At 36.8% G+C, this 22,119-nt stretch carries 24 protein-coding genes; 18 read left to right on the top strand and 6 right to left on the bottom strand.

The features are described from left to right. Positions 1–184: 184 nt before the first annotated feature. The 3 genes from ABES03_RS13170 (at position 185) to ABES03_RS13160 (ending at position 5,703) form a co-directional block, all read left to right on the top strand. Positions 185–3,844: a dynamin family protein gene (locus tag ABES03_RS13170; protein ID WP_430117724.1), complete on the top strand. Its 3,660-nt coding sequence runs from the start codon at positions 185–187 to the stop codon at positions 3,842–3,844. 27 nt (positions 3,845–3,871) lie between these two features. Beyond that, complete coding sequence (locus tag ABES03_RS13165) at positions 3,872–4,699, top strand: sulfurtransferase (protein ID WP_430117723.1); 828 nt, start codon at positions 3,872–3,874, stop codon at positions 4,697–4,699. 110 nt (positions 4,700–4,809) lie between these two features. Further along, on the top strand, positions 4,810–5,703 hold the full coding sequence (locus ABES03_RS13160) for a 5'-3' exonuclease (RefSeq protein ID WP_430117722.1): 894 nt from the start codon (positions 4,810–4,812) through the stop codon (positions 5,701–5,703). Positions 5,704–5,747: 44 nt separating this feature from the next. Here ABES03_RS13160 and sspL read toward each other — a convergent pair whose 3' ends face one another. Then, positions 5,748–5,885, bottom strand: coding sequence for a small, acid-soluble spore protein L (gene sspL, locus ABES03_RS13155; RefSeq protein WP_307287041.1), 138 nt, complete (start codon positions 5,883–5,885; stop codon positions 5,748–5,750). An 83-nt stretch (positions 5,886–5,968) separates the two neighbouring features. Here sspL and ABES03_RS13150 point away from each other — a divergent pair, with 83 nt between their 5' ends. Together ABES03_RS13150 and ABES03_RS13145 are read left to right on the top strand one after the other, a co-directional pair. Continuing rightward, complete coding sequence (locus tag ABES03_RS13150) at positions 5,969–6,460, top strand: divergent PAP2 family protein (RefSeq protein ID WP_430117721.1); 492 nt, start codon at positions 5,969–5,971, stop codon at positions 6,458–6,460. 41 nt (positions 6,461–6,501) lie between these two features. Next, a complete protein-coding gene (locus tag ABES03_RS13145) occupies positions 6,502–6,771 on the top strand; it encodes a DUF6123 family protein (RefSeq protein ID WP_430117728.1) in 270 nt (89 codons plus the stop codon). Positions 6,772–6,825: 54 nt separating this feature from the next. Here the strand turns inward: ABES03_RS13145 and ABES03_RS13140 are convergent, their stop codons facing one another. Both ABES03_RS13140 and ABES03_RS13135 read right to left on the bottom strand, forming a co-directional pair. Next, on the bottom strand, positions 6,826–7,746 hold the full coding sequence (locus ABES03_RS13140; protein ID WP_430117720.1) for a DMT family transporter: 921 nt from the start codon (positions 7,744–7,746) through the stop codon (positions 6,826–6,828). Positions 7,747–7,765: 19 nt separating this feature from the next. Beyond that, on the bottom strand, positions 7,766–8,164 hold the full coding sequence (locus tag ABES03_RS13135) for a reverse transcriptase-like protein (protein ID WP_430117719.1): 399 nt from the start codon (positions 8,162–8,164) through the stop codon (positions 7,766–7,768). A gap of 169 nt (positions 8,165–8,333) precedes the next feature. Between ABES03_RS13135 and ABES03_RS13130 the strand changes: the two genes are divergently transcribed. Both ABES03_RS13130 and ABES03_RS13125 read left to right on the top strand, forming a co-directional pair. Continuing rightward, on the top strand, positions 8,334–8,990 hold the full coding sequence (locus tag ABES03_RS13130; RefSeq protein ID WP_430117718.1) for a reverse transcriptase-like protein: 657 nt from the start codon (positions 8,334–8,336) through the stop codon (positions 8,988–8,990). Positions 8,991–9,010: 20 nt separating this feature from the next. Beyond that, positions 9,011–9,196 (top strand): zinc-finger domain-containing protein, encoded by a 186-nt coding sequence (locus tag ABES03_RS13125; protein ID WP_430117717.1) that lies wholly within the window; start codon positions 9,011–9,013, stop codon positions 9,194–9,196. Positions 9,197–9,262: 66 nt separating this feature from the next. On the opposite strand, the gene cspD is transcribed toward ABES03_RS13125, so the two are convergent. Beyond that, on the bottom strand, positions 9,263–9,463 hold the full coding sequence (gene cspD / locus ABES03_RS13120; RefSeq protein WP_026563856.1) for a cold-shock protein CspD: 201 nt from the start codon (positions 9,461–9,463) through the stop codon (positions 9,263–9,265). A gap of 278 nt (positions 9,464–9,741) precedes the next feature. Here cspD and ABES03_RS13115 point away from each other — a divergent pair, with 278 nt between their 5' ends. The 3 genes from ABES03_RS13115 (at position 9,742) to mntR (ending at position 12,814) form a co-directional block, all read left to right on the top strand. Further along, positions 9,742–10,023 carry a hypothetical protein gene (locus ABES03_RS13115; RefSeq protein WP_430117716.1) on the top strand — a complete coding sequence of 94 codons (282 nt, stop codon included), beginning with the start codon at positions 9,742–9,744 and terminating at the stop codon, positions 10,021–10,023. Between the two features lie 103 nt (positions 10,024–10,126). Then, entirely contained in the window at positions 10,127–12,295 is a 2,169-nt protein-coding gene (locus tag ABES03_RS13110; protein ID WP_430117715.1) for a DNA topoisomerase III, read from the top strand. Positions 12,296–12,388: 93 nt separating this feature from the next. Beyond that, the gene (gene mntR, locus ABES03_RS13105; RefSeq protein WP_430117714.1) at positions 12,389–12,814 is read left to right on the top strand and encodes a transcriptional regulator MntR; all 426 of its coding nucleotides are present in this window, start codon (positions 12,389–12,391) and stop codon (positions 12,812–12,814) included. 35 nt (positions 12,815–12,849) lie between these two features. Here the strand turns inward: mntR and ABES03_RS13100 are convergent, their stop codons facing one another. Both ABES03_RS13100 and metA read right to left on the bottom strand, forming a co-directional pair. Further along, on the bottom strand, positions 12,850–13,062 hold the full coding sequence (locus ABES03_RS13100) for a DUF3892 domain-containing protein (protein WP_430117713.1): 213 nt from the start codon (positions 13,060–13,062) through the stop codon (positions 12,850–12,852). Between the two features lie 121 nt (positions 13,063–13,183). Continuing rightward, entirely contained in the window at positions 13,184–14,092 is a 909-nt protein-coding gene (metA, locus tag ABES03_RS13095) for a homoserine O-acetyltransferase MetA (protein WP_430117712.1), read from the bottom strand. A gap of 243 nt (positions 14,093–14,335) precedes the next feature. Between metA and ABES03_RS13090 the strand changes: the two genes are divergently transcribed. The 8 genes from ABES03_RS13090 to ABES03_RS13055 all read left to right on the top strand — a co-directional run bounded on the left by ABES03_RS13090 (position 14,336) and on the right by ABES03_RS13055 (position 22,115). After that, on the top strand, positions 14,336–16,015 hold the full coding sequence (locus tag ABES03_RS13090; protein WP_430117711.1) for a formate--tetrahydrofolate ligase: 1,680 nt from the start codon (positions 14,336–14,338) through the stop codon (positions 16,013–16,015). A gap of 104 nt (positions 16,016–16,119) precedes the next feature. Then, positions 16,120–16,653 (top strand): hypothetical protein, encoded by a 534-nt coding sequence (locus ABES03_RS13085; RefSeq protein ID WP_430117710.1) that lies wholly within the window; start codon positions 16,120–16,122, stop codon positions 16,651–16,653. 138 nt (positions 16,654–16,791) lie between these two features. Beyond that, a complete protein-coding gene (locus ABES03_RS13080; RefSeq protein WP_430117709.1) occupies positions 16,792–17,640 on the top strand; it encodes a DegV family protein in 849 nt (282 codons plus the stop codon). 62 nt (positions 17,641–17,702) lie between these two features. Continuing rightward, positions 17,703–17,858, top strand: a complete 156-nt coding sequence (locus ABES03_RS13075; RefSeq protein ID WP_430117708.1) for a hypothetical protein — start codon at positions 17,703–17,705, stop codon at positions 17,856–17,858. Between the two features lie 69 nt (positions 17,859–17,927). Continuing rightward, complete coding sequence (locus ABES03_RS13070; protein ID WP_430117727.1) at positions 17,928–18,578, top strand: HD domain-containing protein; 651 nt, start codon at positions 17,928–17,930, stop codon at positions 18,576–18,578. Continuing rightward, entirely contained in the window at positions 18,575–20,464 is a 1,890-nt protein-coding gene (locus ABES03_RS13065) for an ABC-F family ATP-binding cassette domain-containing protein (RefSeq protein ID WP_430117707.1), read from the top strand. Before ABES03_RS13070 ends, ABES03_RS13065 begins: the two co-directional genes overlap by 4 nt. Positions 20,465–20,474: 10 nt before the next feature. Continuing rightward, a complete protein-coding gene (locus ABES03_RS13060; RefSeq protein ID WP_430117706.1) occupies positions 20,475–21,608 on the top strand; it encodes a conserved virulence factor C family protein in 1,134 nt (377 codons plus the stop codon). 72 nt (positions 21,609–21,680) lie between these two features. Then, a complete protein-coding gene (locus ABES03_RS13055) occupies positions 21,681–22,115 on the top strand; it encodes a BrxA/BrxB family bacilliredoxin (protein WP_430117705.1) in 435 nt (144 codons plus the stop codon). The last annotated feature ends 4 nt before the right edge of the window (positions 22,116–22,119 follow it).

Raw genomic sequence — 22,119 nt, 5'->3', positions numbered from 1 at the left:
CGCCGAGGAGGCTCGCCGAAACGCCCACGGAAAGCGAAGCGCCTGGAGCGGAAATCAACAGACAAGTTTAACAAAGATAACAAGAAAAAAACAAAATTGTTCTAGAAAAAGTGTGTCAAGATAGGAAATGTTTGAATTATCGTATAAAATAAAAACATTACTAAGTTGCTAAGGGGAATATGTAATGGTTAAAACCGCCAGTCAAATTGAAACTTATGAAACACTTAAAAATAAGATTGCTTCTTTATATAATTTATTAACCGAGGAGAAAGATGAAGCACAAGCTGAAAAAGTGAAAGAACTTGCAAAAAAATTAATGAATAGGGAGTTTCTCATTGCCTTTTGTGGGCATTTTTCAGCCGGAAAATCGACAATGATCAATCGAGTGGTTGGTGAGAATTTACTACCCTCAAGTCCAATCCCAACTAGTGCAAATCTTGTAAGAGTAAAAGCAGGAGAGGAATACGCCAAAGTTTATTTCAAAAATGAAAAACCCAGGTTATATCTAGCACCCTATGATTATGGGTTAGTCAAAAATTATTGTAAGGATGGAGACAAAATTGAATCCATTGAAATCAGCCATAAGGATTCTCGTTTACCAGAAAATACGGTAATTATGGATACACCAGGTATTGACTCTGCAGATGATGCTCACCGAATCGCAACTGAGTCAGCTCTGCATCTTTCGGATCTAATTTTTTATGTAATGGATTATAACCATGTCCAAGCAGAATTAAATTTCTTGTTTACAAAGGAATTAACGGAAGCAGGGAAAGAGGTTTATTTAGTCATTAACCAAATCGATAAACATAAAAATGACGAATTAAGTTTTCCCGATTTTCAAAAAAGTGTGGTTGACTCTTTCGCATCTTGGGGTGTAAGACCTGAAAGGATTTTTTACACGTCATTAAAGGATGAAAATCATCCTCTCAATGATTTCACCGAACTCCAGCAGTTCATTCAATCTAAGTTGAGTGAGAAGGAACATTTATTAATCCCGTCAGTTTTTCATTCTTTAAGAAAAATTGCCCAGGATCATATCGATCAATCACATAAGACAGCAGATGAAGAGCTTATTCCTATCCTAAAAATATTAAATGAACTATCGGAGAAGGAAAGACAAGATTTAGAAGCATCCCATCAAAGAGTCTCGCACGATCTCAAAAAGATAAGTGAAAGTACGGGGATAAAGGAAAAAAACTTTGAAAATGAAATTTCACAAATCCTGAAAAATGCAATCATCATGCCATTTCAGACAAGAGCATTAGCGGAGAGTTATTTAGAATCCTGTCAGCCGGAATTTAAAGTTGGGTTCTTGTTCTCCAAACAAAAGACAAATGAAGAGAAAAATAAGAGATTAGAGAGTTTCTATCAAGATTTACTAGATAAAATAAAATCACAGCTTGAGTGGCATATTCGAGAATTTTTACTACGTAGCATAAAGGAGGCTGAAATTGAAGATATTGAGCTACAAGGGTTAGCTCAAGCCTTCTCCATCCCTGTTCCAATGCAAATATTAGAGGATACCGTTAAGTCTGGAGCACGTGTATCGGGGGAATATATACTTCGTTATACTGAGGATGTGGCCAATGAGATTAAAAGAACAGCAAGAAATCAACTTTCTGAATTTAAAAGTAAGTTTGTAGAATGTTTAACTATTCAATCATCGAGATTACAACAACAGTATGAAGAGGAATTTACCAAAATTGAAAGGTATGTTAATGCCTTAACAGAATTGAAAAAGGCAGAACAAACCATCTTTATAAAAGATAAAAAGATTGATGACTTGTTTACAAAGCATGAGATTCTTCAGGAGGATCGTAACCATCTATTTAGTGAGCATAATGAAGAATATGAAGTGATTAAAACTCAAGAGGGCTCACGAGTTATTACAAACCAAGAGAATATATCAAAAAACACAGGAAATACAAAGATTGTTTCCAAGGATGCAGGGGTGAGGTTTGAGCAGTCAGATCATCATTTAAAGCAAACAGTTGAACGACTTCATCTTTCATCGAACCTGATAAAAGATTTAGCCGGTTTTCAAAAAATTTCAAATGAATTGGAAGAAAAGGCAAATAGGTTGAAGAATAAAGGGTTTACTGTTGCATTATTCGGTGCATTTAGTGCTGGGAAGTCCTCATTTGCGAATGCTTTAATGGGGGAGAAGGTTTTACCAGTATCGCCAAACCCAACAACTGCTGCTATCAATAAAATTAAGCCTGTTACTGCTGAAAGGCAGCATGGAACGGTCCTGGTGAAGTTTAAAGATCAGGGATCCATGCTAGAAGATGTAAATCGCTCCTTAAAGGTCTTTGATTTGCATGCTGAAGATTTAAACTATGCAGTGAAATTGATAGACCAGATTTTGCTGGATAAAGGCCAAGAAGGTGTACTTGAAAAAACACATTATGCCTTTTTACAGGCATTTAAAAAAGGTTTTGCCTCTTTAGTACCTCTGCTAGGAACCACCAAGGAAACGGAAATAAGTGATTTTAATGAGTTTGTGGCAAAAGAGGAAAAATCCTGTTATGTGGAGTGGATTGAACTTTATTATGATTGTGAGCTAACAAGAAAAGGGATTACGCTTGTAGATACACCTGGAGCTGACAGTATAAATGCGCGCCACACAGGGGTTGCCTTTGATTATATTAAGAATTCAGATGCTATCTTATTTGTCACCTATTATAATCATGCCTTTTCAAAAGCAGACCGAGAATTTTTAATCCAGCTGGGACGTGTAAAGGAATCCTTCCAGATGGATAAAATGTTCTTTATCATTAATGCGATTGACCTTGCTGAAGACGATGAAGAGAAAGAACTTGTGGCTGAATATGTGGAGGACCAATTAATTAAATATGGAATTCGAAATCCACACTTGTATTCCGTATCAAGTTTGCTTGCATTAAACGATAAGCAAAATAACACTCAAAGCCAGCAATCAGGCATGAACCAATTTGAACAGTCATTTTATCAGTTTATATCCAATGATTTAACGGAAATGGCTATTTCTTCTGCCGATAAAGAACTGGATCGAGTATTTGAATTAGTAAATAAGTTAGTACAAAGTTCACAGGAAGACAAAACGGTTAAGGATCAAAAGCGAACAGAGATTGAAAAAGAAAAGGCTAAAATTAAGGGGTTATTAGAAAAACAATTAGGGGAAAGTCTTCAAAATCGATTATTACAGGAAGCGGAAGAATTAATTTACTACATTAAGCAAAGAGTTTTTCTACGATTTGGAGACTTCTTTAAAGAGGCATTTAATCCGTCCACACTTAGGGACGACGGACGCAACTTGAAAAAAGCACTGCAAGCTGCTCTTGATGAATTTCTAGAAAGTATTGGTTTTGATTTTGCACAGGAGATGAGGGCAACTACCGTAAGATTGGACCGGTTTATTGAAAAGATACTTACAGACTATCATGGACAACTAATGCGAAACCTTCTAGAAGTGAATCGGGATTTATCTTTTTCAGACTTTGAAAAATCCAAATATGAAAAAATTGATTTCTCCTTAGCATTTAAGGATATAGATCACCAGTATTTCACAAAAACTTTGGCTTATTTTAAAAATCCAAAATCCTTTTTTGAAAAAAACGAGAAGCAATACATGGTGGAAGATCTGAATCAAATTCTAAGTGTGTTAGCTGACGAGTATTTAAAGCAGTCAGGAGAACGATTGAAAAGTCACTATGAAATTGAATTACGGAAGGAAACAGAATGTTTAGTAACAAGATTACAGGAACAAGCCGATGATTTTTACTTAAGTCTTCTCTCTGCATTGGATGGAGGCGTTTCGATCCAAAGGCTAATGGAGATTCAGCAAAAGCTACCAAAATAGATTGGTTTTGAGAAGGGGAGAACTTGGATGAAGTTTGTAAAAGACAGGGAATGGCTGTTTAATAATTTGAATGATAATAATGTCATTCTTGTTGATTGCCGATTTTCCTTAGCGGATCCGCAAAAGGGAAAAAAGGAATATCTTGAAAGCCATATTCCAGGTGCATTTTACTTTGATTTGGAGAAAGATCTGTCAGCACCTGTTAAGGAGCATGGCGGAAGGCACCCCTTGCCAGATTTGGAGAAATTGATTAGGAAACTTGAAAACGCAGGAATTAATGAATGCAAAGTAGTTATTGCTTATGATCATGGTGAGGGGGCTTATGCAGCTAGATTTTGGTGGCTCCTAAAATACCTAGGTCATAAAAATGTCTATGTTCTTAATGGAGGATATAAACAATGGCAGGAAGCCAATTACCCAGTGACAGCAAACCTTCCTGCATCTAAAACAGTAAAATTTCATGTTGAACTAAATCCTGATGTTATTGCTACAACGAAGGAAGTCGAGGAAGTGGTTCGACATAGGCCAAAAGACTGTATTTTGATCGATTCAAGAGAAGAAAAGCGCTACCTAGGTTTAGAGGAACCAATCGATAAAAAAGCAGGACATATCCCTGGAGCACTAAATAAGCCTTGGATGGCTGGCTTACATGCTAATCAATATAAGACAGTTGAGGAACAAAGACAAAGGTTTTCGAATATCGATTCTAAAAACCAAATTATTGTTTACTGCGGCTCTGGAGTAACGGCTGCCCCTAATTTCCTTGCTTTAAAAGAAGCAGGGTATGAGAAAGTAAAACTCTATGTGGGGAGCTATAGTGACTGGATTTCTTATACTGGAAATAAAATCGAATAAGTGACAAGTCAAACCTATGATATAATGGAAAGCGTGTGATTAGAATACCATTCAAAAGCAGGCAATGGAATCGTTTGGTGTTGCCGCTTATATATAGGGGGACTTAGAAATTGAATAATCAAAAGCCTTCATTAATGCTTGTCGATGGGATGGCATTATTATTCCGAGCTTTTTATGCAACTGCAGTAACAGGACAATTTATGATTAATTCAAAAGGGGTTCCAACCAATGGAATTCACGGGTTTGTAAAACACTTATTTACTGCTGTTTCTTCTTTCAAACCAACTCACCTTGCCGTTTGTTGGGATATGGGTAGCAAGACCTTTAGAACAGAATTATTCCCTGATTACAAAGGGAATCGTGGAGAAGCTCCTATAGAGCTTGTCCCACAATTTGACTTAGTGAAAGAAGTAGTCGCTGCATTCGATATTCCCAATATTGGATTAGCGGGCTATGAAGCAGATGATTGTATTGGGACGATTGCTCAGCAAGCAAAGGATTTTGCACATGTTTCAATCTTAACTGGTGACCAAGATATTCTTCAGTTACTTGACGAGAGTATATCAGTCATTCTGATGAAAAAAGGCTACGGGAATTATCTTGTACACACTCCTCAAACTTTTTTTGAGGAAAAAGGAATATCACCTAGACAAATGGTTGATTTAAAAGCGCTTATGGGGGACCCAAGTGATAATTACCCTGGAGTAAAGGGGATTGGTGAAAAAACAGCGCTTAAGCTATTACAAGAATTTCACCATATTGAGGGGATTATTTCCAACTTGGACCGCTTATCCAAGTCTAATAAAACTAAGATTGAACAGGATTTAGAAATGCTGCACCTATCAAGAAGGCTGGCAGAAATAAAATGTGATGTTCCAGTAACATATGTCTTGGAGGAAACAGGTCTTCGAATTGAAAAAGATAAAGCTTTAAATAAATTATTGGAAGTAGAGATTCGTGGATTGCAACGCCTTCTGCCGCTAAATGAAGCGATTATTTCTTAAACCAAGAAGGTAACTGGCTGTCTCCGTAGAGGCAGCCAGTTTTTTTATTTAGTGTTTTTTTTCTTTGCAGCATTTTCAAGCTTGCTTTTTGGTTCTTCAGCGAACTCAGCATCTTGTCCATATCCTTGGGGATTCACACCGGGTGCTTTAACCCCTCGATTAGCATTATGTTTTTTACTCATGAACGATCACCTCCCATATAGTTAGTATTTCCACAAGGAATAAAAAAATTTGGATTTCTAACAATAATGGTAGAGGTGATTGAATGAATAAAGGTGTTTATCTAGCACTTTTTAGCATAGGGTTAGCTCAAGGTATGAAGATTCCCATTCATTATGTTAAAAAGAAAGAATGGCGGCCAGAGCTGTTCTTTGGAACTGGTGGAATGCCTAGTTCGCATTCGGCTGGTGTTTCAACACTTACCACTTATATTGCCTTACAAAGAGGATTACCCACATTTGACTTTGCCCTTTCACTTGTCTATGGATTAATTGTTATGTATGATGCTCAAGGCGTCCGCAGGCAAACGGGTGAGTTAACTTTAAAGGTAAACTCAATGAATGATTTAATTGATAAAATCCAAAAAGACGAAAGTGTTGAGTTTAAACAGGAATCGCCAAAAAGGCTTAAAGAGATGTTAGGTCATCAACCTGAAGAAGTCATTGGGGGGGCTTTAATGGGTGTATTGGTTGGGGTCATTGGTCATCTCTGTACAAAAAAGAATAGAAAATCCTCCATTTTTAAGGTAAGATTTTAAAGGGATGTTTAAAGATTTGGGGGAGAGGATTGGTTAATTCAGTGAGTACAGTGGAAGAGTATTTGCATTACTTGGAAGGAAAAGGCTTTCAATTCCAAGAAGATGCTATTGGTTTTATCTTCTTCGGCAAACATTATACGAATGCAACCGATGAAATGATCAATACAGCTATAGAACTAACCTTAAAAGCACAGAAATGCTTTGATGGCAGTTTTTATGTTGCGTTATTGGAAACGCTTATATCAAACCAAATAGACAATAGGAAAGACGCTATAAAGTTCATCAAAGAAAAAGAATTATTAGCAATTTAAAGAAGAAAGAGGTTGACTTAGTCGACCTCTTTTTCGTACAGTTCTTATGTGTTTTCAACCTTCTAGGCTTTTATTTTTTCTAAGTAGGGGAATCTTATTAGTTGGAAGTTCAGCAAATATCATACCCATAAAAATAAGGATACAACCCAAAAATGCACTTAAAGACAATCTTTCATCTGCCCATGCATAACCAGCAATGGCAGCAAAAACAGGTTCCATCGCAAAAATTAATGCCACTCTAGTAGCTGAAGTGAATTTTTGGAAATTTGTTTGAATGAAGAATGCCATAGCTGTAGCAAAGACACTAGTGACGATTAAAGCAATTAGAACATCTTTAGACATAAGGATGTCTAATTGAAAGGATTTTTTCCCACTTTCGAAAATGAAAGATGACCCAATTGATAATAAAGCTACAGTAGAAATCTGGATGACAGTTAATAAAAGGGTGGGATACTTACTACTGAACTTACCCGTTAAAATAATGTGTAAGCCAAAGCTAATAGCGCAAACAAAAACGAACCCATCACCAATATTCAAGGAAGTAACATCCGTCATGGTTAGTAAAAACAGGCCGAGCGTAGCAGTTACTACTCCAATAACTGCATTCTTGCTTGGATATTGTTTAAGTAAAACCATTGAAAACAGGGGAACTAAGACCACACTTAGGCCCGTAATAAATCCTGCCTTCGATGTCGTTGTATATAAAAGACCAATCGTTTGGGTTACATATCCCAGATAAAGCCAAAAACCAATAAAGATTCCTGAGGCAAGCAGTTTGAAATTTAATTTCTTCAATTGGTTCCTTTGAAAGACTAAAAGACAAAAAATTAATAAAAGAGCTGCTACGGCAAAACGAATTCCGTTAAAGGCAAAAGGTTCCAAAAAATCAATTGCGTTTTGAACAATAACAAAAGTGGTTCCCCAGATTAATGTAACAAAAAGTAAACTCAAATCTGCAAATAATGGTCTTTTCATGTTGAATTAAAATGCTCCTTCACTTGAGTTTTTTTTGTATAGCCTGCCTTGCTAGTCTATCTGCTACCTTGTTTTCGGCGCTTGGAATCCATTTTATAAAGAATAAATCTATTTTTCTTGATAATTCTAAGGCTTCGTCAAGTAAAGGTGAGAATTGTTTGTTTTTTACAAATTCTTTCTCCATTGCCCTATTAATTAATTCCGAATCCGTACGAAATGACACAACTGAGTGGGTCAATCCTTTTTCAAGGCATATTTTTAATGCATGAATAAAAGCATGGAATTCAGCTTCATGGTTTGACATTGTACCAAGTGGTAAAGAATATTCTTCAGCCAAACCGTTCCCTTTAATAAAAATCCCAGCTCCACTTGGACCAGGGTTACCAGCACTTGCCCCATCAATATAGACTTCAATCATGCTGTTTTCCTCCATTTGTTAATTATTAAAGTTTATCATATTTTAACACAGTAATGCAGGAAAATATTTTCTTCTGCTTAAGTGGGTATGATAATCATATATATTTAAGTAGAAGTACGTTTCACACCCGAAATGAGTAATTGAAATCATTCATGAGAGGCTGAATACAATGAATTATAGGTTAGAATGGAAATATAAATTAAAAAGTAACGAAAAAGTACAATTTTCATCTGAGTGGGTATCTGGTGAAATAGCCATACAAATAGGTGAAGAGTTGGAAGCAACAGGAAAAGTTACAGAACTATATTTTTATGATGAAAAAGGGACATCATGGATTTTAAAAGAAATGAGGAAACTGTTGACTGAAATAGAGGAAGAGCCACATGATATTACGGTTTATTTTGATGGGGGATATCTGAAGGAATCCAATCTTGCAGGTCTAGGTACGGTTATTTTTTTTAAGCAGGGAAAAAAGAAATACCGCATTCGGGCTAATGAACGCTTAGAGCAATTGGAGAACAACAATGAAGCTGAATACGCCGCTTTTTATTATGCACTAAATATTTTAGAGGATTTGGGCGTCCAACATTTGTCATGCGAGTTTAAAGGAGACTCTCAGGGAGTATTAAAACAGCTGGACGGGGATTGGCCATGCTATGAGGAAGCGCTAAATCGCTGGCTTGACCGAATTGAGGAAAAGATGAAGACGCTTGATCTAAACCCGAAATATACAGTCATTTCAAGAAAAGATAATAAGGAAGCTGATCGCTTAGCTACCCAAGCCTTAGAAGGAAAAGAAATATTTGCGAAAACACTAATATTATAGTTGAGGAGCGCGGTTGCTTAGTGAGAGACACTGATAGAAAGGAATTGTTAAATCATTTAGAAAACGTAATGGTTCATTACTGTGATGGCTGCTTCTTGCATCAGCATGTAAAAAACGAGGGTGGAAGAAGAGCAGCCCATCGTTTCTGTATCACAGAATGTACAATAGGAGAAAAACTCCAGGAACTTGGAAAGAAATTAAGTTAATATTGGAATACATTTAAAAAGGCTGACGATAAACGTCAGCCTTTGAATGGTTATTATTATTAAAGATTAAAGTTTTACTACGTTAGCAGCTTGTGGTCCGCGGTTTCCTTCAACGATTTCGAAAGAAACTTCTTGGCCTTCTTCTAATGATTTGAAGCCTTCACCTGTAATAGCGCTGAAGTGTACGAATACATCGTCTCCGCCTTCAACTTCGATAAAACCGAAACCTTTTTCATTGTTAAACCATTTAACTTTACCGTTTTGCATGTACTTCTTCCTCCTAAGCCTTTCAAGACACCCCTGGTGCCAAAGATAAATATTATCATGTAAAAAACAGCAAAAATACATTCGCGTATAGTTGTTACATGATGCTTTAAATATACAATATGGAAATTGGACAGTCAAGAAATGCAAACGTTTTTTTGGTGATTTTATCAACTTTCCTTCAAATTTAACATAATTAGAATTTTAACGATAGAATAACATAAAATTCCTGCATGCTCATATGTTAGATTAAAAATATTTGTTATAGAGGCGGGGATATCATGTTTCGATTTTCAATTGCTGGGGAGGAATGGATTTTACGATTCTCACCACAAGTATTCATTGATGCGGCAGAAAAACAGGTGATCTTGATGTCACTGCTTCATATTGGTGATGATTTAGCGAACTTCCCACATGGAAATGCCTTTATTATGTTCACAAAGAAAATTGGTGCTATTGTCTTTGATGTAGAAAGAGTTCCCTCACTTATTTTAACCGTTTCTAATATTGTTCCAGAGGAAAATTGGTATTTACAAGAAACCGCTGTCAAAAAATTAAAGTAAGAAATTATATATTCTTTGTAGGGTTGCCTAAAACAGGTAACCCTTATTTAGTTTATTTTGATATAATAAATTTGGGATGCTTTGTAAAAAGGGAGCAATTTATATGAAATTAATTATTGCGGAAAAACCGGATCAAGGTTCAACATTAGCGTCAATTTTTAAGCATAAAAAGCAAAATGGATTTATTGAAATTTTTCCTAATGATATTTTTCAACAAGGAGCTTATGTTACCTGGGCAATTGGCCATATTTGTCAATTAGTTGCTCCAGAAAAGTATTCGCCTGCCTGGAAAAAATGGACTTTAGATAATTTGCCGATTATTCCGGACCAATTTGAATATGAAGTAACAAAAGATAAGGCGAAACAATACCAAGTCATTAAACAGTTAGTGTCAAATCCAGCGGTAACAGAAATTATTCATGCAGGAGATGCAGGCCGTGAAGGTGAACTGATCATTCGAAATATACTCAGGTTAACAAAATGCAGAAAGCCTATGAAAAGACTCTGGATCTCTTCGTTAACCGCAAATGCTATAAAAGACGGCTTTAAAAAACTATTAGAGGAACAAGATACTCGAAACTTATATTTTGAAGCCTATACAAGGGCTTGCGCTGATTGGGTAGTTGGTATGAATGCGTCACGTTTGTATAGCTTACTACTTCAGAAGCAGGGATTTTCTGATGTTTTTTCAGTTGGAAGAGTCCAAACTCCAACATTGGCATTAATTGTAAAAAGAGAACTAGAAATAGAGAATTTCAAGGCTGAACCATTTTGGGAAGTTTTAGCTTATTTTAAGATCAATGGAAAAAAGTATCGAGGCAAATGGCAAAATGACGGGGAGAGCCATGTGAAAACGAAAGAGTTGGCTGAAAAGGTAGCTGCTTTTTGTAGAGAAAAACCTGCTGAGGTCAGCGAGGTACAATCTGAAAGAAAGGAATTTCTACCGCCTCTTCTCTATAATCTGTCAGCACTTCAAGCAGAAGCGAATAAACGCTTTAAGTTCTCACCTAAAAAAACACTTGATATCATGCAAAAGCTCTATCAAAAAGGAAATGTTTCCTATCCACGCTCAGACTCTCGGTATGTAACCAAAGAAGAAGCCCATACTTTCCCTGATATCCTTAATAAATTAAGTCAAATGGAAGATTATGCTGCTTATTTTCCTTTGCCCAATCCATCTATTGCTGATAATAAGCGATATGTTAATGAAAAGAAGGTTACGGATCACTATGCAATTATTCCGACAGAACAAATACCCAATGTTGAAAAGCTTAGTCCAGACGAGCGGAAAATCTATGATTTAGTAGTTACTAGTTTAATTGCTGCCCATTATAATAAATCAATTGCAGAATATACAACAGTAACCACACTTGTAGATGGTCGTGCTTCTTTTGTTTCAAAAGGGAAAGTGCAAATTGAAGAAGGCTGGAAAAGGGTAATACATTCGAAAGAGCGTGAGGATGAACCCGCACTACCATCCCTACAAACAGGGGAGCAGGGTATAATTGAAAAGGTAGAAGTGAAAGAGAGTCAAACTCAGCCACCGAAACGGTATACGGAGGGTCAACTAATTACATTAATGAAAACGGCTGGCAGGCACATTGATGATAAGGAACTAGAGAAAATTCTATCAAAGACAGAGGGGTTAGGAACAGAGGCTACTAGAGCAGGCATTATCACTATGTTGAAGGATCGTTTATATATTGATGTAAAAAAGAACTTGGTGTATGCCACTGCTAAGGCCAAAATATTAATTGAGGCGATTGGTCCTGAAATTCTGGCCTCACCAGAAATGACAGCTAAGTGGGAGCAAAAACTAAAAGAAATATCCGAGGGTTCGGCCGTACCGAAGCAATTCATGGAACAAACAAAAAAAATGGTTATACATTTAATTTCATCTAGTCTAGAACATTCACAAAAGTGGTCATTTTCGGAGGATGTTCGTGATCAATTTACTCCTGGTAAACAAAATAATAAAAGACAATCGTATACTAAACTGGGCCCTTGTAAAAAATGTGATGGGGCTATTGTTGATAAGGGAAGTTTTTACGGATGTTCAAATTACCAGAAAAACAAGTGTGACTTTACCATTTCAAAAAAGATTCTTGGTAAAACTATTACCCAAAAAAATATCAAACTTCTGCTCTCCGAAGGGAAAACCGAAGTGATAGAAGGGTTTAAAAACAAAGAGAAAACCTTTAACGCACGACTTTGTCTTGATGAAAAGGATAGGAAAGTAAGGTTTTTGTTTAATGAATTAGTTCCAAAATAATACAAGAATGTTTGAATTAAGTGATAAAGAACCTTGTCACTTAATTTTTTCTATAGTAAACTTTTAATGATTCTTATCAATGGAGGGTACGGGATGCCAACACCAAGTATGGAAGATTATATCGAACAAATTTATATATTAATTGAAGAAAAAGGATACGCTCGGGTATCAGATATTGCCGAAGCGCTGTCTGTACATCCCTCCTCAGTAACAAAAATGGTACAAAAATTAGATAAAGATGAATATTTAGTGTATGAGAAGTATCGGGGGCTTCGATTGACTTCCAAGGGGAATAAAATAGGAAAGCGCCTTGTTTTTAGACATGAATTGCTTGAACAATTCTTAAAAATTATTGGGGTCAAAGAAGAAAATATATATGTTGATGTTGAAGGTATTGAACATCATTTAAGCTGGGACTCTATTGATCGGATTGGTGATCTCCTTCAATTTTTTGAAGAAGACCAGAACAGAGTGGATGCATTAAAAGAAATTCAAAAACAAAATGAACAAGTTGAATAAAAAGAAGAGAGGCTGTTACTAGGACAGCCTCTCTTTTAGAATAGATTTGGATAATGATCAAAGGTCAGATCCTGATCTGGTAGTAGGGAAACTCTTCCTTCCCCATCCTCAATGGCTTGTATGCCATGAATTAAACCATTTTCAGCCTCCACCAACGCTTTGCGGTATGAAATAATTCGTCCTTCAGAGGTCACAAAGCTGATGATTTCTCCAAAATGATTGCGGTGAAGTGCAACAATTGTTTCCACAAGAATTACCCCCTTTCCGCACTAGTGTTTCTAAAAAAAATGAATAATAAACGAAATTGAAAGTTAAATGCAAAAAACAAGCCCTGGATTAAATAATCCAGGGCTTGTTTGCTCATTGGTCCTATTCCCATGTAAAAGGAGTTTCTTGATAAACATAATAATTAAGCCAATTTGAAAAAAACAAGTGGCCATGTGACCGCCAGCGGTTGATTGGTGGTTGAGTAGGGTCATTGTTAGGAAAATAGTTTTCAGGTATATGGATTTCAAGTCCTTTATTTAAATCCCTTGAATATTCTTGGGCTAAAGAATCTGATTCATATTCTAAATGACCAGTAATCATGACATGTTTTCGGTCACGTGACGCGATCAATAATGCGCCGGCATCCTCTGAAGCAGCTAATAATTTTAATCGTGAATTATTTTTTATTGCTTCGATGGACACATCAGTGTAGCGAGAATGGGGAGCATAAAAAATATCGTCAAATCCACGTAGTAAAATATCATTTTGTTCAAATATTCGATGTGCATAAATGCCAGAGCATTTTCGTTCTAGTTCGAATTTATCAATTTCATAATGATAGTAAAGAGCAGCCTGTGCACCCCAGCAAATATGTAAGGTTGAAGTAACATTGGTGTTCGTCCACTCCATGATTTCCGTTAACTCTGGCCAATACTTTACTTGGTCAAATTCTAAAAGCTCCACTGGGGCGCCTGTAATAATCATTCCATCGAATTTTTGATTTTTAATTTGTGAGAAAGTAGTATAAAACTGTTCTAAATGTTGTTTGCTAGTATGTGTAGATTCATATGAATTTGTTTTTAAGAAATTCACGTTAATCTGCAACGGTGTATTTCCGAGTAATCGTAATAACTGTGTCTCTGCTTTTTCTTTTTCAGGCATCAGATTTAATATAAGAATATTTAATGGCCTGATGTCCTGAGTAGTTGCACGTTCGTTGTCCATGATAAAAATATTTTCTTGTTCCAGCACTTCCCGAGCAGGTAATAGCTTTGGAATGTTAATAGGCAAGTGACCATCCCCTTTTTTTATGTAGTTCCACATTTACTTTTATAAGTTAATCCATTAATACAACCGTAAGTTATATATGTCAATGAATATTTGAAAAAATTAGATATTTCCATTATAAACATTATTATAAATTCAGAAAAGATAATATTTTGTTCATAATTTTTATCGGAAAGAAACAGCTTATTTGATACAATGAGAGAGTAGTCTTATATTAATTGCTGAATGCGGGGGATTAATTTGGTTATGACAAAAGTAAAGTCAGACATTGAAATTGCACAAGAATCAAAGATGAAGCCGATTGTTGAAATCGCTGAAAAAATTGGTTTAGTAGAAGATGATCTTGAACTATACGGAAAATATAAAGCAAAAATCTCCAATGAAGCTCTATCCAAACTGAAAACAAAAGAAAGTGGGAAGATCATTCTTGTCACTTCGATAAATCCAACTCCTGCCGGTGAAGGAAAATCGACAGTTACTGTAGGATTAGGGGATGCCTTCAATCGTATTGGAAAAAAAGCAATGATCGCGATGCGAGAACCATCTTTAGGACCGACTATGGGTATTAAAGGCGGAGCAACGGGTGGAGGATATTCTCAAGTTCTTCCAATGGAAGATATTAATCTGCATTTTACTGGAGATTTACATGCAATTACGACTGCAAACAATGCCCTCGCAGCATTAATTGATAATCATCTCCAACAGGGAAACGAACTTCAGATAGACCAACGACGTATTGTTTGGAAACGAGCCGTTGATTTAAATGACCGTGCCTTACGAAAGGTCATCATTGGCCTAGGTGGTCCGCTTCAAGGAGTCCCACGTGAAGACGGCTTTGATATTACGGTAGCCTCAGAAATTATGGCAGTATTATGCTTGGCAACCGATTTAAAAGATTTAAAATTACGATTATCTCGTATGGTCGTTGCCTATAATTATAATAAAGAACCTGTTACTGTAGGGGATCTAGGGGTTGAAGGTGCATTAACCTTATTGTTAAAAGAGGCAGTTAAGCCCAATTTAGTTCAAACAATTGAACATACTCCTGCGCTTATACACGGTGGACCGTTTGCTAATATTGCCCATGGATGCAATAGTGTAATTGCAACAACTGCAGCAACCAAGCTAGCTGACTACGTCATTACTGAAGGCGGCTTTGGAGCTGATTTGGGTGCAGAAAAATTTTTACATATAAAATCAAGAAGTGCTGGAATTAAACCAGAAGCTGTGGTTATTGTTGCGACCATTCGCGCGCTTAAAATGCATGGAGGTGTAGCAAAAACTGAGTTAGCTAAGGAAAATGTTGCTTCCTTAACGCTTGGATTTTCTAACCTGCAAAAGCATATCGAAACCATAAAAAGCTTTGGGTTACCAGTTGTTGTTGCCATTAATAAATTTATCACCGATACAGATTTAGAGGTTCAAACGTTATTAGAATGGTGTGAACGAGAAAACGTGGCCGTTGCCTTAACAGAAGTGTGGGAAAAAGGTGGAGCAGGTGGCATAGAGCTTGCTAATAAGCTTTTATCGGTCATTGAAAAAGAAGAGAACAAATTCCAACCGTTATATGAATTGTCTGATTCACTTGAACAAAAAGTAAGAACCATTGTGCAAAAGGTGTACGGCGGAAAAGATGTTGAATTTTCACCCAAAGCGAAAAAACAATTAATTGATTTTGAAAAGTTCGGTTGGTCCAATTTGGCTATCTGTATGGCAAAGTCACAATATTCATTATCCGATGATCCTTCAAAGCTAGGTAGACCGACAGATTTCATCGTTACAGTAAGAGAATTTAAACCATCCATTGGGGCTGGCTTTATTGTTGCGTTAACAGGAGAAGTAATGACCATGCCTGGACTACCAAAAAAACCAGCTGCATTAAATATGGATGTAGATGAAAACGGAAATGCAGTAGGTCTTTTCTAAAGGCTGTGTTAAAGAACAGGGTTGATTTTTTACACCCTGTTGATTGGAGCGGAAATCAACAGGCAATTTTAGCAGAGCCTTTCTAAAAAGGAGTCGAATGATACATGTTTGATCCAACAGCCTTTGATAATATGAAAGTAATTGTTGAAGGCGCACTTTATGACAGGGACCTTAGTGGGGAGATAATCATTATCGACCGCAATGACATAATCAATATGGCCAAAATGTCCCGTCATTTTAACATTAGCTTCTCCATTCCACAAGGAAAGCCAAAAGCTGTTTTAGGAAAAATCGAACTGGAATCCCAACTTGCTCATTTATCAGCAGAGCTTCTTCCAAGCTCTCAGACTGAACAGCTTATCGGCAGCTTAGTAAAGCTTTATTTTACCTTTGATATAGAAGAGGATGAAATAGATTACTATGAACTAAATACGATTCTTTTTGATTTATGGGGAACTTCAAGGAAAATTACACTATCCATTCAACACGAGCCATTACAGCCTACTAAAAAGGAAAAAGGGATAATAACGGTGGACTTTGAGCGCTTAATAACTGAAGACCAGATGGATGATTTAGTCGAAATGACAGATGTCATGATTACCACCCAACAAAAATTAACAGAGTATCTAAATAAATAGATGTAATAATGATTAGAGGCTGTCTCATTTGAGAACAGCCTTTAATTACGTTTTAAATATTTACAATATTCAAATTAGAAGGTACGATGATATTACCTAGATAATATGACCTCATACTAATTTTAAGGGGAGATCACATTGTTCAAAACGGCTTGGGTTACGGATAGTACCGCATTTTTAGACAAGGAATTAAGAAATCATCCAGATTTATATACAGTACCATTAACAATTTTGCTAGATGGGGAGGAATTCTCAGATGGAATTGACTTATCTCCCGCAGAACTATTTGAAAGATTAAAGCATTTGAATACTCCACCTAAAACATCACAGCCTTCTGTTGGTGCATTTCAGGAACTATATGAACGGCTTGCAAAGAATTACGATCGGATTGTAACAGTTCTTCTATCGGGTAAACTTAGTGGCACAGTGTCATCTAGTGAGCAAGCGGCAAAACTTGTAGATATTCCAGTCATTACTTTTGATTCGAAAATTCTCACCTATCCCATGACGGCCATATTAAAAGAAGGAATGGAACTACTTAATAGTGGAAACAATCTAGAAACTGTTCTTGACCACATGGGTAAAATAAGGGATACAAATGAGACCTATGTTCTTGTTGGGAGCTTAGAGCAGCTTCATCGTGGCGGGAGGATGAATGGAGTACAATTTTTCTTAGGGAGCTTGCTAAACGTTAAGCCGATTATATCAATAGAAGACGGAGTGCTTAATGTTAAAGAAAAAGTTCGCAGTGAGAAAAAGGCAAAGGAAAAAATTATAGATTATTTTAAATCCTCCTACGAGAAGTATCAATTTAAAGAAGTTTATATTTTGTACGGGTTACATGAGGACCAGGCAATTAACTGGAAGACTGAATTAGAACAACAGTTTCCGGCATTAACCGTCATTTGCTGTCCATTAGGTGCTGTCATTGGCGTACACGCAGGAGAAAACACACTTGGAATTAGCTGGCATAATGCTTTGAAATAACTTCTTCTTCAGAAGTGCATACTAATATCGCATTCAATTTACAAAAAAGAAGGAGATGCGTTATGAGTAAACAAGGAAGACAAAATGCAAATCAAACAAGAGCGCAAATTGAAAAACAGGATATCAGAAATGATGTTGAACTTGGTAATGAGTTTCAAATTGGAAACTCAAGCTCTCAAAGTCAGAAAAAGAGCGGTCGTCAAGTAAACAAAAAATAACTCCGATATGTCGGGGTTATTTTTTTGTTGTTTTTCATGTTAAAATAGCTAGGGTGAAAGTAGGTGCACATAGTGAAAAATCAAATCATTGAGAAGACAGAATCGTTTGTTCGTAACGAACTAGGTGAAGATGTGACTGGGCATGATTGGTTTCATGTTGACAGGGTTCGAAAGAATGCTATACATATATGTAAGGAAGAGAAGCAAGGAGATCCATTTATTATTGAAATGGCTGCCCTGCTACATGATATCCCGGATGAAAAACTAAATGAAAGTGTCGAAAAAGGGAGAGTCAAACTGGATTCTTTTTTTCAATCAATCACACTTTCTAGTGAAGAACAATCTCATATCCATCAAATAATCCATTCTATTTCATATAAAGGTGGCAAGAAAACAGATTTAGAGTCTGTTGAAGCTAAAATAGTTCAGGATGCTGACCGATTAGATGCTATTGGAGCAATCGGAATTGCAAGAGCGTTTGCCTATGGCGGTAAAAAAGGCCAGCAAATATACGACCCGAACATTCAAGTTAGGGAAAAAATGAGCCTGGATGAATATCGACAAGGGAAATCAACCAGCATCCATCATTTTTACGAAAAGTTGCTAAAATTAAAAGATTTATTAAATACGGATGCAGCAAAAAGAATGGCTGAGAATCGTCACCAAATGATGGTCCTATTTTTAGATCAATTTTTCCAAGAATGGAGGGGACAAGTATGAGGATGCTCACTGTAGAGAATGTTTCGAAAACGTATGGAGAGAAACAACTCTTTAACAATATTTCTTTTACAATCAGTGAAAAAGAGCGGGTTGGTTTAATCGGGATTAATGGAACCGGGAAATCCTCCTTATTAAGTATTATTGCTGGGATTGACCAGGCGGATGAAGGAAAGATTATCTCTGGGAAAGACTATTCTATTTCGTTCTTAAATCAACAGCCAGACTTGGATGTTAGTAAAACAGTACTCGAGCAAGTTTTTCATGGCGAAGCACCAATATTAAAGCTGATGCGTGAATATGAAAAAACCTTGTTGATACTGAACACTGCACCAAACGACACGTCTGTACAAGAAGAACTTTTTCAATTACAAAAACAAATGGATGCATTAAATGCATGGGATGCGAGTACGAATGCCAAGTCCATCTTAATGAAATTAGGAATTGAAGATTTTACAAAGAAAATTGGCGAGCTTTCCGGCGGACAAAAAAAGCGGGTTGCCTTAGCACAAGTATTAATAGAAGAGCCAGACTTACTAATATTAGATGAGCCTACCAACCATCTCGATTTTGATTCAGTCAAATGGCTGGAAGATTATTTAAGCAGATATAGCGGATCCATCCTGTTGGTTACACATGATCGTTACTTTTTAGACCGTGTGGCAAATAGAATGTTCGAATTGGATGGTGGAAACCTTTATAGCTATAAGGGCAATTATGCTGCTTTTTTAGAAGCGAAGGCTATACGCGAAGAAAATGAAGCGGCAACTTTTGAAAAGAGAAAGAATCTTTTTAGACGTGAGCTTGAATGGATGCGAAGAGGTGCCAAAGCAAGAACAACCAAGCAAAAGGCTAGAATACAACGTTTCGAAGACCTTGATGATAAACTTTCGAGTGGAAAATCAACAGGGGAAAAGGTGGATATTTCCTTACATGGCAGCAGGCTTGGTAAACAGGTTTTTGAACTAAAGAACGCATCTAAGAGATATACGGATAAAACAATCTTGAATCACTTTGATTTATTAGTAAAACCGGGTGATAGAATTGGAATTATTGGACGAAATGGTGCGGGTAAATCGACACTACTAAATATACTTGCAAAAAAAATCCCGCTTGATGATGGAGAGTTCATCATGGGGCAAACTGTGAAAATCGCTTACTATACACAAGAAAGCGAAGACATGGATGAAAATAAGCGGATGATTGAATACATTAAGGAAACGGCCGAAATTGTTGAAACATCGGATGGAAAGACGATTTCTGCCGCCCAAATGCTGGAACGTTTTCTATTCCCTCCATATTCTCATGGAACACCGATTCGAAAGCTATCAGGTGGAGAAAAACGACGACTATATCTATTGAAGCTTTTAATGACAGCACCAAATGTTCTTTTGCTAGATGAACCGACAAATGATTTGGATACACAAACATTAACTGTTTTAGAAGATTATCTTGATGAATTTCCAGGAGTAGTTATAACAGTCTCCCATGACCGTTACTTCCTGGATAAAGTGGCTGAACAGCTTCTTGTGTTACGAGGTGAAGGGATTATTGACTCTTTCTACGGGAATTACACAGATTACCTTGAAAAAGAAACTGCTTTAGAAGTCCAAAAAACGAATACTGTACTAACCCAGCCTGTTAAATCTCCAGAAAAAGAAAAAAAGAAGAAAATGACTTATATGGAGAAAAAGGAATGGGGAGAAATAGATGAAGTAATCGCAAACACAGAATCACGCTTAGAAGAAGTAGCTGTTCAAATGGCGAATATAGGCAGTGATTTTACAAAAGCCCAAGAATTAATGAAGCAGGAAGCAGAACTAAACGAAAAGCTAGAGCAATTAATCGAGCGCTGGTCGTACCTCTCTGAGCTTGCTGAAAACGAATGAGGTGGTTGTTTTGAAAATTAAGGCGATTGAACCAACGCCAAGTCCAAATACAATGAAGATCATTTTAAATCAAGAACTCCCAATGGGAAAAAGTCATAACTATAAAAAAGAAAATGCAACTGATGCACCAATCATCATACAGGATATCTTACACATTGAGGGCATCAAGGGCGTCTATCATGTGGCAGATTTTCTTGCTGTTGAAAGGAATGCAAAATTCGATTGGAAGGAGTTATTGCTAAAGGTTCGATCTGCCTTTGGTGAACAGGATGTAGAGGCGGCAGATACGAGAAAAGTGGATGAACACTTTGGTGAAATAAAGGTTGAAATTCAAATTTTTAAAGATATCCCGTTGCAAGTGAAGCTCTCAGATGGTAACACGGAGCGCAGATTCGGGATGCCGGAATACTTCTTAAAAGCAAGAGAACAAGCCCAGCTTCCTGAAGATAATTATATTCTCCTTAGAAAATGGAAGAATCAAGGAGTTCGTTATGGGGACTTTGAGCAAATTGGACAGGATGTGATAGAAGAATTAATTGCAGCCTATCCAATGGAACGACTTGAAGAACTAGTCAAAAAAGCACAGGCAAATGAACTAATCATAGATCAAAAGACAAGACCTATTCGAAAGAAAGTAACGGCAGAGGATTTAAATCATCCTGATTGGCAAATCCGTTACAAGGCTCTAGAACAAATGGAGGATCCAGAGTTGGAGGATTTGCCAATCCTCGAAAAGGCTTTATCAGATGAGAAACCATCTATTCGAAGACTTGCAACTGTATACCTTGGTATGATTAAAGAAAAGAAAGTTTTACCTCTCCTATATAAGGCACTTAAAGATAAAACTGTAACAGTCAGACGAACAGCAGGTGATTGTTTATCTGATTTAGGATTCCAAGAAGCACAAGAAGAGATGATGAAAGCACTGAAGGACCAAAGTAAATTAGTTCGTTGGCGTGCTGCGATGTTTTTATTTGAGGTTGGAGACGAAAAGGCACTAACTGCTTTAAAGGATGCTGAGAATGATCAGGAATTTGAAGTGAGTATGCAAGTGAAAATGGCCATCGAACGTATTGAGGGTGGGGAAGAAGCAAGAGGTTCTGTTTGGAAGCAAATGACAGAAGCGAGAAAAAACGAGGAATAATAGTATTAAATTGCAAACTCTTAATTGAGTATTGTATTCTAATATGGATAAATGGAAACGGAGTGATCAAATATGTCAAATGCATATGAAGAATATATGAAACAAATGGTTTTACCAATGCGCCAAGAGTTAACAAGAGCAGGTTTCGCAGAGCTACAATCAGCAGAAGAAGTCGAGAAATTCATGGAAAATGCAAATGGTACCACACTTGTAGTGGTGAATTCAGTTTGTGGTTGTGCGGCTGGTTTAGCGCGCCCAGCAGCAACTCAAGCTGTATTAAATAGTGAAAAAAAACCTGATCATTTGGTTACTGTTTTTGCTGGACAGGATAAAGAAGCTACTGCTAGAATGCGTGAGTTCTTTGATGGTATTGAGCCATCTTCACCATCAATGGCCCTGCTGAAGGATAACAAGGTAGTTCATTTTATTCCAAGACATGATATTGAAGGTATGCCAATGGAAATGGTTATGCAAAATTTAATGAATGCACTAGAGGCACATTGCTAAGGAG

The sequence above is a fragment of the Neobacillus rhizosphaerae genome, from assembly GCF_050477885.1.
GTDB classification, from domain to species: Bacteria; Bacillota; Bacilli; order Bacillales; family Cytobacillaceae; genus Neobacillus; species Neobacillus rhizosphaerae_A.
This window is presented reverse-complemented; position numbering and strand designations above follow the sequence as displayed.

Coding starts and splice junctions, on each gene's coding strand:
- ABES03_RS13165 (WP_430117723.1), top strand. CDS start 3,872: ATGAAGTTTGTAAAAGACAGGGAATGGCTGTTTAATAATTTGAATGAT.
- ABES03_RS13085 (WP_430117710.1), top strand. CDS start 16,120: ATGTTTGATCCAACAGCCTTTGATAATATGAAAGTAATTGTTGAAGGC.
- ABES03_RS13110 (WP_430117715.1), top strand. CDS start 10,127: ATGAAATTAATTATTGCGGAAAAACCGGATCAAGGTTCAACATTAGCG.
- ABES03_RS13065 (WP_430117707.1), top strand. CDS start 18,575: ATGAGGATGCTCACTGTAGAGAATGTTTCGAAAACGTATGGAGAGAAA.
- mntR (WP_430117714.1), top strand. CDS start 12,389: ATGCCAACACCAAGTATGGAAGATTATATCGAACAAATTTATATATTA.
- ABES03_RS13170 (WP_430117724.1), top strand. CDS start 185: ATGGTTAAAACCGCCAGTCAAATTGAAACTTATGAAACACTTAAAAAT.
- sspL (WP_307287041.1), bottom strand. CDS start 5,885: ATGAGTAAAAAACATAATGCTAATCGAGGGGTTAAAGCACCCGGTGTG.
- cspD (WP_026563856.1), bottom strand. CDS start 9,463: ATGCAAAACGGTAAAGTTAAATGGTTTAACAATGAAAAAGGTTTCGGT.
- ABES03_RS13090 (WP_430117711.1), top strand. CDS start 14,336: ATGACAAAAGTAAAGTCAGACATTGAAATTGCACAAGAATCAAAGATG.
- ABES03_RS13140 (WP_430117720.1), bottom strand. CDS start 7,746: ATGAAAAGACCATTATTTGCAGATTTGAGTTTACTTTTTGTTACATTA.
- ABES03_RS13075 (WP_430117708.1), top strand. CDS start 17,703: ATGAGTAAACAAGGAAGACAAAATGCAAATCAAACAAGAGCGCAAATT.
- ABES03_RS13150 (WP_430117721.1), top strand. CDS start 5,969: ATGAATAAAGGTGTTTATCTAGCACTTTTTAGCATAGGGTTAGCTCAA.
- ABES03_RS13135 (WP_430117719.1), bottom strand. CDS start 8,164: ATGATTGAAGTCTATATTGATGGGGCAAGTGCTGGTAACCCTGGTCCA.
- ABES03_RS13130 (WP_430117718.1), top strand. CDS start 8,334: ATGAATTATAGGTTAGAATGGAAATATAAATTAAAAAGTAACGAAAAA.
- ABES03_RS13115 (WP_430117716.1), top strand. CDS start 9,742: ATGTTTCGATTTTCAATTGCTGGGGAGGAATGGATTTTACGATTCTCA.
- ABES03_RS13055 (WP_430117705.1), top strand. CDS start 21,681: ATGTCAAATGCATATGAAGAATATATGAAACAAATGGTTTTACCAATG.